This is a genomic window from Sulfuritalea hydrogenivorans sk43H, from assembly GCF_000828635.1.
Lineage (GTDB): Bacteria > Pseudomonadota > Gammaproteobacteria > Burkholderiales > Rhodocyclaceae > Sulfuritalea > Sulfuritalea hydrogenivorans.
The window spans coordinates 460673-472383 of record NZ_AP012547.1 but is presented as its reverse complement, the minus strand read 5'-3'; the positions used below and the strand labels follow the sequence as shown (position 1 = coordinate 472383).

Genomic DNA, 11711 nt, shown 5'->3' with positions numbered 1-11711 from the left:
GCACTGCATGGAGACGCGGGGGTGGCCACGTTCCACTCGCTCTCAGTGATCAACAAGGCAACCTGGGCGGGAATGCAACATGCCGGGCCAAATGATCCTTCAGATATGGGATGTGCAACATGGCGCCTGCACCATGCTCACCCACGAATCAGAGAACGGCGAGCAAGGTAGACTGGCGATGATCGATTCGGGTGACAACGGGCTTACGGGCTGGAAGCCGAGCACGTATATCAAGCGTCAGTTGAGACGCAACGTGCTGGATTACCTGTTCATCACGAATGCGGACCTCGATCACATTAGCGATCTGAACAACCTGTGGAGAGAGGGAATATCCGTTTCCTCGTTCTATAGGAATTGCAGCGTATCCCCTGAGGTATTGAGGATCATCAAGGAAGCGAACGGCGAATTGACCGACGACATCGAGCGGTATCTGGCCCTTCACAACGACTATGTCTACCCTCTCGATGCGCCATTCGACCAGAATATGGGTGGGATCACGGCGACTACTTTTTTCAATCCGTATCCGCGCTTCTATGACACGAACAACTTGAGCCTTGTCGTGTTCTTCGAGTTCGGCCCGTTCAAAATCCTGTTCCCGGGCGACTTGGAAGAGGATGGCTGGTTAGCGATGCTGGAGCAGCCGGCGTTTCGAGATAGGCTGGCTGACACCACCGTTCTGGTCGCGTCCCATCACGGTCGAACCAACGGATACTGTCAGCGGATATTCGACTATTTTGAGCCGCAGGTGGTCGTTATCTCGGACAAGTCGATCGTCCATACGACCCAGAAGCCGCAGTATCAGTACGCGGCCGCGGACAATGGCGTGCTGGTGTCCAACACCACAAGGCGCCGACGCTGCCTGACGACGCGAAAGGACGGCTGGATTCTGTTCAAGGTGTCGGAAACTGGCGAATATACGGTCACCACGGAGTACGACGGATGAAGAACGCCAAGGAATACAGAAGCAAGACGCTGAAAGGCCGAAATCTCGCATGGCTGGTTGCGACGCTCGTCCTCGACGCCCTCGTCCTTTTGGTCATTGCGTTCCACACCGCGATCGACGATCTGACGCCAACGAGGATCGCAGCCATTCGCTTGAGTTTGACCGCGCTTCTGCCCATCCCAGTCCTGATCCTCTCATCGCTCATCTCGTCTGACCACAAAGCCATCCTAGTGTTCTGGCGTCTTAAGCACCCGCTGCCAGGCGCACGGGCTTTCTCTGTGCATGCACCAGCAGACCACCGGATCGACCTTGCAAAGCTGAAAAAGAACGTAGGCGAGTTTCCAGTGGCGGAGAGAGATCAGAATTCGAAGTGGTACGCTCTGTACAAACAGGTCGATTCAGATCCATCTGTCGTAGACAGTCACAAGAACTATCTTCTGTTTCGTGACATTGCGGCAATGTCACTGCTGCTAGTGCCGACGCTGCCCGCGGTACTCTATTTCAGCGGTATCGATTCCACGCGCATGCTGGTCTCCGCCGCGTGGTTTCTTGGGCAGTACCTGGTAGTGGCGTTTGCTGCGAGAACCACTGGCATTGGTTTTGTGCAGAACGTTTTGGCCATTCATGCCAGTCGCAAGGTGAGTGGGTCAAAACAGGCTGCGCCAAAGGCCGCTGCAGCCGCGAAAGAGGGACCAAGTGACTGAGCTTGAGCTCGGCCCAAGAAACCCACATGGAATCTGGCAGGTATCAATAGGAACCTCAACAATTAGATCAATTGCGGCACGTTTAGCTTGGTTCTACGCGCCTGATCGAATAGGTGGGAGCGATCGGCATCGAGCTGGGCCGTGCCGCCGAATACCAGCACCAGTTGCGCGGTATCGGGACCCGGCGGCAAAGCTGGCGTAGCGAGACTTGGCTTCCTCGTAGCTGAAGACCTGCACTTTAAGCAGGAATTCCTTCTCGTAGCGCCTGGCCTTGCCCATGGCCGCCGGCGCGCAACTTGCCGTGCTCATCAGTTGTGTTGGTCGCAAATTGGTACTCGGCCAGCGCATCGAGGAGGAGGTCGAGGGGGTGCGCCGCGTGCTGGGTGACGAAGCGGCCCTGACCGGCTTCTACTCCTACGGTGAAATCTCCCCTTAGCTGGAGCGAGGATTTGCCTTTAGCAACACATGGTTCCCCGGATAAACCAATTCGTATTGGGAACATTGAAATTCAGTGTTATGTATTGCCAGATGAGACTCGTGTCTTATCCCAGTCTGGATTGCATTTGGCTCTCGGGATGTCGCGTGGTGGTAGTAAAAGCGGCGCGCGCAAAATTGTCTCTTTACTAGAGAGACTCGGGAAAAAGGGCATAGAAAACAGCAATCTAACCCACATATTGTCGGCGCGCGTTTAAAACTACCCAGCTGTGCGCGTTGAATTTTGACCAGGGGCTAAAGCCGCCTGTCATAGGTACGGCTGTGGATAAGTGTAGCGCATTCTCTGATCTGGGAACCTCCTTGAAGTTGAATTGGTTTGGGTAGCGGCGGAAGGGGACGTTGCGCGGGGAAATCCGCTTCGGGCTACGCCCTGCGCGGCTTCCCCCGCGCAACGGCCCATCAACCGCTACAGAATCCCAACCAACCCTGAGGAGACTCCGAACTTAGAGAATACGTTACACCAGTAGTGTCCGGTTAAAAGTCGAAGAGAATCAGTTGGCTGGATGAGTTGGCCTGATTTTCGACCAATGCATTTGTCGTGAATGCTTGCTGCAAGGGCATCTTCTCGAAAAGAGTAACCGAAAGGATCTGTAGCAATGTGCGGAGCGAAGCGTCGAGGTTGAGGCGCTTCTTGATGATGGCAACGAGAACATAGACCGACACCGCGATCCAGATTTGCGACTTGACCGCGTTTTCCGACGTACCGAAGAATCGTTTGATCCGAAGATGCTGCTTGATCCATTTGAAGAACAATTCGACCTGCCAACGCGCCTTGTAGAGCGCGCAGATGGTGGTCGCCGGCAGCACGAAGTTGTTGGTCAGGAAGACCAGCGCTTTGCCGGTCTCGGGATCCTTGAAACGGATGCGGCGCAGGTGCGCCGGATAGTCCCGACTGCTGTAGTAGCCGTTGAGCGTGATGGTCTGGTCGCACATGATGCCGATGCCTCGATCGCTCGGCGCCGAATAGACGCGCCGAGCATCGATGTTCGACTTGGCACGGGTCACGAAGAAGGCGCTCGCCTGATGGAAAGTATGCAGTCGCTTGAAGTCCAGGTAGCCGCGATCCATGACATAGATCGCCCCGGCTTCCGGCACCAGAACGTCGAGCACGTTGACGTCGTGCAGTTTGCCATCGGAGATGTGGATGAAGGTCGGGATGTTGCCGCGCAGATCGAGCAGCGTGTGCATCTTGACCGCTGCCTTGGTCGTACGAAATGGCGCCCACGGAAACACCGACAGGCACAGATCGATGGTCGTGGAATCGAGTGCGTAAGCCGTGTTCTCCAACTCGAAGTCCAGAGCCTCGCCGACATAGAGCTTCCTGGCCTGCGCGATCAACCGCTGAGCAAACTCGGCATGGATGCGCCAGTCTCGCAACTCGTTGGCGTCGGCCAAGGTCGAGCGCTTGATCTCCTGCCGAAACCCCATGTGATAGAGCTTCGCCGACTGCGCAGAAAGGCAGACCTCGATGTCGCGCAGGCTCTCGCGATAGGTCAGTTGGGCGAAAGCCATGATGCGGAACTGCTCGGCGCAGGTGAGCGACTTCGCATAGCGGTCGCCGCCGTAGCGGTTGACCAGGCGAGTGAAGGTCGTCCACGGAAGGAAATCCATGATCTGGGCGAACAGGGTCTTGCCGGTGTTCATGGCGGCCATCTCCGGAAGAAAACCCGGAAGCCTGCCCGAATTGCCGCTGCTCGACGTTCAAATCGACACCACCCTTCATCGCTTCAAATCCCGCTCCAGTTCTGGGTTTCCAGTTCATGGGGCTCGTTTTAACCGGACACTACTGACGTTACACTTATCCACAGCCGTACCTATGACAGGCGGCTTTAGCCCCTGGTCAAAATTCAACGCGCACAGCTGGGTAGTTTTAAACGCGCGCCGACAATCATCGCATCACATACTGTCCAGCTCAATGGCGAACCTGTCGGACTCAGAAGAAAAACGGCGGCACGCCGAGCATTCGACCAACGCCCCAACCATTCAGAGTAGCGCAGATGTATGGAAGATCCAGAACTTCCGACTTGTCACCCTTCAGCTTGTAAACCGAACCACTGGTCGTCGCCACGGCGTCGCCATCTATCGCGACGACCAGCGACGTCATCCAGCTTGAGCGCTCGGCGGCATTGAATCCCGTCAAATAGATCATCGGTAGCCCCTTCTTCGTCAGGAAGAAGGTGATGAAAGCCCAGTCGGACAATTCGCCTTTGACAGGCTGTATTGGGACCGCCCCCTTCAGTGCCTCGATCTCGGCGTCGGTAGTTAGATAGGCCTTAACCTGGTCCCGGTTGGTGACGATGATATCGCCCAAGGACTTGGGAATCATCTGTTCGAGTTGTTGCGCAACAGATTCCATACGAATGCTCCTTATGTCAGGGGTAAGCTATCTGGACTGCGTATGGAGAAGTATCTGCCCGACGAGGCTCAACAGATGAGCCTGTCCGGAGCCAACCTCTTCGCCGCCTTTGACCAGATAGGCTGCGGCCTGCTTCGCTTCCGCCGCCGTCGGAGCAGGAAATCCCGCTCCCAGACTCAGACGGATTTCGGACTCGAACCAGAACGGCAGGGACTCTCCTCGAAGAATCCGCGACTGCGACAACCCTACCGTCTCCGCTGCCCGCACGAAGCGCTCAGGCCAGTCGTCGAGCAGCCAAAGGGCAGACACCAGCAATTTGTGCCTGACACCAACCGACCGCTGCTCGAAATACCCCCGCGCCAACGAATCCTCAATCGCCGCGCGCCAGCCGGTTTCGCGTTCTATGAATTTGAACAGATGGCGCCCTCGCTACAAAGATCCGTCTCCAGACCTGTCGGAGCGAGAGTTTCTAGAGTTCTCGACGCGGCATGATCGGTCTTTGCTTGAACCGTTTGCCGGCTTTACCCTTCGAGCGCTATGGCGGGATCGCCGCGGTATCGTTTTGGTCTGCACTGCCGACGGCAAAGTTCGGTTGCTAGAGGACGCCGGCTGTACAGCCGAACTGGACAAGCATCATTGGCGCGAAACCGAGTCGGCTTGTGAATTCTCGATCAACGTAGCCGAGGCATGTCGGTAGCGTCGAAAAAGCAAAAGCCGATTCCAGACGGCAAATTCCTAGGCTGTCGAATCTTAGGGGGCACTAGGACTTTATATTGAGCAAAGCACCCGCAAGAAAACTTGAAATTGCGGCGTGTGACGGCGGGCATCGTGATCGATGCGCTGAGTATGGCATGGTTTCGCAACAAGTCAGCGCCGGGCCTGATCCATCACTTCGACCGGGGAAGCCAGCGAGTGCGTTTGTCGTCACGCATTCGAGAGCTTCTGCAGATAATGCTGAACCGCGCCTACGGACAAGCCGTCATTCATCATTCGCCCAGGAAACAATCTTGCCGACCCCATGTTATTCGCAGAGTAGCTGACTGCCTCGGACAAGAGATCATCAATAGGCGCATCTACGGTCACCCAGTCATCGTCAAACCGCAACCGGACCTTGCCATTCAACTCTTCCATATTCTTTCGCTCCAAGGAAAGGACATGCTCAAGTGGGACACCATATAGTATCGATAGCAGCTTCGCGACCAGTGCGCGACGTGCTTCCTTGGTCGGTGCCGCTTTAATCGCCGACACAAGATGACCGACACCATTCGCCACCGCCTTGACGGTCGGCTCCTTCCGCACCGCCTTCTTCGGAATACATAACTCGTGGCCCGAACGCTCTCTAACAAAGGAGAGCCATGGAAAGAGCGAAGCGCGATGGCCCGGCTTGGAGCGCAGAAAATGTTTTATATGCCTGTCCGTCAATTCAGACATTCCCTCAACATGCGCAAAAGTCATCAACTCAACGGCGGCTCGAAGATACACACGCCGCGAGCGCAGACTGAGCTTCTTGACCGGCCCTGAAAGTTCATCGGCGTATTGCCGAATTGCTTTCTCCCAGGGTCGGCCACGAATCTCCGACAGCGCCGTATCGATTCTCCGCGCGTCTGACGCCGCGACCCGGTCTTGAACCGATCCTGTAATGAACCCACGTTCGGCCAGGAACATTCCGAAAAGACCGGCTCGCCTAATTTCTTCTGTCGTCAGCGACTTCCCAATAATTTCCGATGTCATCGCGCCATCGTTCTGAGCCAATCGCTCGACCCTTCCCAGCATCTCGGCAACCTTCGGCAGCGGGCGGAGCGCCTTGCTTACCGATTGCCTTTCAACAATCCAGTCGACGTATTTCCCTAACAGCCTCCGCGCATCTGCATTTTGAAGTATACCGGCCAACGCATCTGTCTTTTTGCGAAGCGACCGGATCATCCCGCAGGACAAACATGGCGCGTTGCCAAACCCACCGATTGTTTGTCCGCAGTCCGGACAAGGGTGACTTGCAGCGGGGTTGGAGGCACACCGCTTGCACAATGGCTTCCCATCAGGCGCGAGTGCGAAGCGCTCTCGATGTTTTCCACAAACGCTACAGGTCGCACAAACAAGCTTTCGCCGGCAGGAATCGCATACCTGCTCGTCCGTAACGCCGACGACCCGGGATAGCCGTGATGACGATTTTCCGCAACGCGGACAGGACCGAGCTTCGCGAAAATATGGCGCGCAACTTGGGCACACCGGTTTACCCTTGAGTATCAGCCCGGCGGACGGTACCGGCCGCTCGCAACGCAAACAGACGCGCTCCGTCTTCCGACATGAAGAACAGATTGGTTCTGGATCCTGCGCCAGAGCGCGCACCGATCCGCCACATTTGACACATGTCCGATGCCTGAATAGGCGCTGATAGCAGTTCTGGCATAGGGCCGTCCCGCCATGTATCTTGTGAGCCTTCGCCATGCCATGGCCGCATTCCCCGCATTGGCGAGTACCGATCGGAGCGCCGGGTCGCATCGAAGTCATTGACGTACTATGCCGACTGCAATCCGGCTTTGGTCAGCAATAGGGCCGCTCGCGCCTGTCGGTAAACGGCAAGGCTCTTATGCTCCTTTCGGAGTCGGCTTAGGCAGCGCTTCTGTCTGGGCCGCCGAACATTCACTGGCCCGTGCGAATAGGGCAGCTGTGCTATGGCCGGCTTGACCCAGCCGGGCCAAGGACCATACTCTTTCTCGAGGTAGTGTTGGGTCAGGTCCGAAACACCTGCCCAACTGACCCATTCTTTGGGCCAGTTGGAAAGCCATCGTCCGACTTTCGCCATAACCATTGCACGTTCGGTGACGCGCAATAGTGTCCAGACCGTCCGACTGCGTCCAGATTGGCATGGCAGCGCATCCGAAGCACGCGCCGCAAGTCGGCACAATCGATGAACGCCGTCCAGATACGCCGCATTCCCAATGTCGCCGAGGAAGTGCCAGCCGACCCTCTCGTTCGCACCATCATCCGTCGCAGTAGCCGCATGGTTGTTGGCATCTGCCAACGCATCAAGCACTGCCTTCTGCAGCATTGCCGCCGAAGCCGTGGGCTTCGCGCATTCTCCTATCGTCAGCGAAGCAGCGCACAGGTGGCACTGCGCCCTTGTCAAGGCGTGGTTGCGATGTGGAATGAACGGTGCATCGCAAGCTGGGCAGGAATCGCGCAGCAAGATTCCGTGCGCCTGACACGCAACCATGAATTCGAACCGCCACAGCTTGCGAAGGTATGCGGGCATCTCTGCCAAACATGCAGGGCAGTATTGCTGCCCGAAACGATGGCGCACCCGATGATAGACGCCGACTGGAAGGATTCCACGCTGGCAGCCCGATATCCATTCCCGAAAGCCCGTTGCTTTCACTAGTTCGCTAAGCGTAGCTTGCCTCAAAACAACCCTGTCAATGCCGGTAACTTGCGAGATATCATCGAGCAGAGCATCGGATGCGGTACGGTCGGTGTCACGTGTCCAGAACTGGAAGCTTGGCCAAAGCAGAGTGCACAGCTCGTGCCCCGAAGCGCTGTGATTGCGCGCGAGCCGTAACAACACCGAGGAAAGCGCCTCGTCATGCTGGATTCTCGGAACGTGCGCCACGGATGCCGTCATGCGGCGAACTCGCGCTCTCGAAGCTCAGCAACGACTTTGTCGACAATATCTTTTGCGATCTTCTCTTTGCCGCCCCTGATCGCCGCAATTGCAGCTTTCTTGGCCACCTTGACTATTCCGCCGATCTTTCCCTTTCCGCCCAAAATTATTCCGAGTGCCAAATCCCGGTCGTCCGCAAGGCCCGATGGTTCTGCTAACGGCAACGTCTTCTCGATGCTACTTAGAAGACTTCTTGTCTCTTTGTTGATGCCCCATGTCGGCAGCGCCAGCTTTTCGAATCGCGTGATGAACTGAGAATCAGTGGCAAGCGCGCGAGTAATGTCCTCCGTTCCGGCAGCCACAAATGAAACACGCAGAGTGTTGATCAGACTCTTCAGCGAGGCCAGGAACTGTCGTTGGTGCGAAGCCGACCCATTGAGCATGTTGTGAAATTCGTCAGCCATCAGAAGCCGTATGCCTAACTCACTAAAGCGTTCAATCACCTTGGCGAGCAGCTTTTCAGGTGGGGCATCCTCCCGATGCGCGACCCGCAGCGCCTTGAGGATTTGACTATATAGCCTGCCTTCATCTGGCACTGGCGGAGTTTCAAATACGAGAACAGCGACATGGGATTCATCGCCCTCTTTTTCCCGAAACGGATGTCGCTTGATGCATTGGTGAAGCAGCATCGTCTTTCCGTTGTCCGGGTCGCCGACAACGTAGCGGCACGGCATGCGTAAATTACGCGGATGTTCCACCAGGTCATCGAACTCCGTAAGAATGGTGGCGGCGGCCGAGTAGCCGATCCATCGATCTTCATTGATGAAGTCGATCCGATCTTCGGGTGTCCACAGGACTGCGTCCTTGGCAACGCCTAGAAGATGATCGAAACTCATATTTCGATGTCCGCGAAAGGCTGGGCCGGTGTGCTGAATAGATCGTCATGTTGATTGTTGTATCCAACATCATTCACCGGAGTCTGTATGGTCGTTGCGGGTGTGGCGGCGTAGTGGTTGGACCCCGGCGCCGTATTGGCCGGTTTGCCCTGGGCGCTCCGGTTCGCAGGTTTGGTTTTTCCTTTTCTGAACGCCTGCGTTTGCTCGACTTCGTGCTGTTCACGAATCTTGCTGCGCTGGACGTACCCCTTGATCGCCGCCTCATCGACATGTTGATGGCCCTGTTTGATCATTGCTTTGCGGTACTCATCAAACTCCGACCAAGAGATGTCCGGCCAAGTAGTATCTTTCAATGGGATCTCGTAATGCTGCTTAACCTCAGGATCCCAGAACCAGATTTTCCGGATAGTTCTTGGATCGTAATGAAAAATGAATTTGCGCTTTTCTTTGGGAATCCCTGGGTCAGCTGCGCCGATCCATCGATTGAGAACCTCGTGGTAGAACATCAGACTACCCAACTCGACGCCGTAGGGATGAACGGCGCGTCTCTCAAACGGTAGAAAATCGAGACGCAGTTTTTCAGGGTTCATGGGTATTGGCGGCAAACCGACGCCCGGCATTCTTGAGTCGCCAAGCAAGCCTTGCTCCCATTTGTGTAGCGGCGTCGTGTTGAACGCTGAGTGACGGTCGACCTGATAACTATTCACAATCCAGTCAACAATGTCGCATTCAAGTGCCGCGAGCGTAAACGCCGACTTTTCCGAAGAGTCATAATCAGGGCTGACATCCGGCGACCTGTGGGTTGTACCGCGCTTCTTGTGCAATTGCTTATTGACGTTCCCCACCATGGCCTCGATGTAGGCCCCATACCTCGGCGTCTTAACCGGACGAAGTTGTAGATCGATCTGATGTTCCTCGCACGCACGCTGAAGGACGGTACCCTTAAACTCCTTGGCGTTGTCCGCAAATACCTTGCGAAACTTGCCAAAAACTGGCCAACGCCCGGGCAGGTCAAGTGTGGTCAGCAGATCTCGCTTCGGCATCATCCCCATATAGAGTGCAACGCCGGCTCCAAAGGCCGAAGGGCTCATCAGACTAAGAAAATACCCGACGATCATCCGAGAATATGAATCGATGGCCAGCGTAAGCCATGGCCGTTTCTCAATTGGCTGGCGGGTCTCCGCATCGACCACCTTCATGTCCAACCGGACATGATCGATCTGGATGCACTCGAGCGGAAATGTTCCATCCGGAAATTTACCTGGTGTCGGATCAAAGCGCTGTTTCGCCAGTTCCTTGTTACCTCGCGCCGACATCTTGCGTTTCAGTGGAATATCCACCACACGATTGCGAATAGTGTTCGGATGTGGCCTGACAATGCCAGCATCGTCGAACCGGCCATTGAGGTCTTCGATCAACGTTGCGGGGGTTATGGCTTGGGGGTCAAGGAATTCTTCAAGTGCCTCATCGATGATCGCTTCCTGCTCCGGCGTGAGCAACCGGGTGCCCTTCTTCCGGCCCCGTTTTCCCTTGATCAGACCAGAGACGTGGCCAGTGCTTCCATAATCGCCCATCCATCGGTACACGGTGCTGGCCTGCACACCGCGCGCAGTAGCCACCGCGACCACGTCGGCGCGTGTCCGTTTCGGGTTTTCAAGTAGGGGTTTGATAACTTCGTAGAGCGCTTTCGCCTCTTCCCACTCTGCATCGCTGATATCGTTGATATCCCGCTTGTCGGACTTGGCGTCGGGAGAAACTTCCGCATCTCCTTCGTCGACAGGTGTGGGTTGCATCGCCGACTCCACCACAGCCTCCTCGACTGGTCGCAATTCGATTGGATGGACGCGATCAGTCTCGCCGCCGTCGACATACTGGATCACCACGCTATCCAGCGACATCACCCGCCGAATCTTGCATGCTTTGCCGCGAAAGGAGACGAAGGCTCCCTGCGCAAGCTCGAGATAACCTCCTGGCGTCAGGAGCGACCTAGCGACGCTCATGCCACATGCTCCAGATTGGGGTCTCCATGTTGAGTGGCCTGCTGAGGTCGATCTTTATCCTTCCGTCGGCGACGAGTTTCCATAGGATGCCAACGGCCTCAAGACGACGGTCTTTACTGGCGAAGCTCGCAGCTAACAATTCGGCCGGGGTGCTGACCTTAAGATCGTTCATAACCCGGTACAAGATTTGACCGATGCAGTCATGGTCAGGCCGATCGAGAAACCCACGCAGGAACTTGATCTGCCTAAGTCGGGGGATGCGGATAATCCGCTCGGTCGCGATGCGGAAACGCCATCCTCGCTGTCGACACAACAGGGAGGCACGCTGGAACCCGGGCCTCAGTTCTGCCCACTTTTCCCTGAGCTCGGCACGTAGCTTGATCTCATAAAGGGCTGGAGAAAACGCCGGCCTATTCCCGACCGGATTGAACTGGCAAAGAAAATCCGGGGTATAGCGACGGCGCTTGTCCCCTTTGAATATCAAGCGAAGCGGCTGCGCGCCAACATAGCTCAGGGAGCGATCGAAGTCTCGGAGTTCAAGGAAATCTCGTTCAAGCGCCCCCTCATAAGGCACGAGCCCGACGCCTGCTATGCTGACGAAACCAGTGATAACGCGCCGGTTCGAAATAACGTTACGCACGCCCTTTCGGTCAGTCGCATCTAATACTGTAAAATCCATACTTGGTCCGCCTTATTAATATCACAGTCCATAAATGAAT

Annotated in this window: 11 protein-coding genes; 3 read left to right on the top strand and 8 right to left on the bottom strand. The window is 56.0% G+C overall.

The genetic code is table 11. The features are described from left to right. Positions 1–133: 133 nt before the first annotated feature. From SUTH_RS02375 to SUTH_RS18905, 3 genes are all read left to right on the top strand, one after another. Positions 134–943 (top strand): ComEC/Rec2 family competence protein, encoded by an 810-nt coding sequence (locus SUTH_RS02375; RefSeq protein ID WP_231851088.1) that lies wholly within the window; start codon positions 134–136, stop codon positions 941–943. Then, positions 940–1647, top strand: a complete 708-nt coding sequence (locus tag SUTH_RS20390; RefSeq protein ID WP_041096809.1) for a hypothetical protein — start codon at positions 940–942, stop codon at positions 1645–1647. The genes SUTH_RS02375 and SUTH_RS20390 overlap by 4 nt, the downstream gene beginning before the upstream one ends. Before the next feature lie 277 nt (positions 1648–1924). Beyond that, positions 1925–2083, top strand: coding sequence for an FIST C-terminal domain-containing protein (locus SUTH_RS18905; RefSeq protein WP_231851087.1), 159 nt, complete (start codon positions 1925–1927; stop codon positions 2081–2083). A 533-nt stretch (positions 2084–2616) separates the two neighbouring features. Here the strand turns inward: SUTH_RS18905 and SUTH_RS02365 are convergent. The 8 genes from SUTH_RS02365 to SUTH_RS02335 all read right to left on the bottom strand — a co-directional run bounded on the left by SUTH_RS02365 (position 2617) and on the right by SUTH_RS02335 (position 11671). Continuing rightward, entirely contained in the window at positions 2617–3786 is a 1170-nt protein-coding gene (locus SUTH_RS02365; RefSeq protein WP_052473795.1) for an IS4 family transposase, read from the bottom strand. Positions 3787–4075: 289 nt separating this feature from the next. Then, on the bottom strand, positions 4076–4498 hold the full coding sequence (locus tag SUTH_RS02360) for a hypothetical protein (RefSeq protein ID WP_041096807.1): 423 nt from the start codon (positions 4496–4498) through the stop codon (positions 4076–4078). A gap of 27 nt (positions 4499–4525) precedes the next feature. Then, entirely contained in the window at positions 4526–4807 is a 282-nt protein-coding gene (locus SUTH_RS02355; RefSeq protein ID WP_148312828.1) for a hypothetical protein, read from the bottom strand. Positions 4808–5422: 615 nt separating this feature from the next. Beyond that, complete coding sequence (locus SUTH_RS19535; protein ID WP_041096803.1) at positions 5423–6421, bottom strand: hypothetical protein; 999 nt, start codon at positions 6419–6421, stop codon at positions 5423–5425. 592 nt (positions 6422–7013) lie between these two features. Continuing rightward, positions 7014–8117 (bottom strand): TniQ family protein, encoded by a 1104-nt coding sequence (locus SUTH_RS18900; RefSeq protein WP_084207222.1) that lies wholly within the window; start codon positions 8115–8117, stop codon positions 7014–7016. Continuing rightward, positions 8114–8992, bottom strand: a complete 879-nt coding sequence (locus SUTH_RS02345; protein ID WP_052473099.1) for a TniB family NTP-binding protein — start codon at positions 8990–8992, stop codon at positions 8114–8116. Before SUTH_RS02345 ends, SUTH_RS18900 begins: the two co-directional genes overlap by 4 nt. After that, the gene (locus SUTH_RS02340; protein ID WP_052473097.1) at positions 8989–10992 is read right to left on the bottom strand and encodes a Mu transposase C-terminal domain-containing protein; all 2004 of its coding nucleotides are present in this window, start codon (positions 10990–10992) and stop codon (positions 8989–8991) included. The genes SUTH_RS02345 and SUTH_RS02340 overlap by 4 nt, the downstream gene beginning before the upstream one ends. Beyond that, positions 10979–11671 (bottom strand): TnsA endonuclease N-terminal domain-containing protein, encoded by a 693-nt coding sequence (locus SUTH_RS02335; RefSeq protein WP_041096801.1) that lies wholly within the window; start codon positions 11669–11671, stop codon positions 10979–10981. Before SUTH_RS02335 ends, SUTH_RS02340 begins: the two co-directional genes overlap by 14 nt. Between the last annotated feature and the right edge of the window lie 40 nt (positions 11672–11711).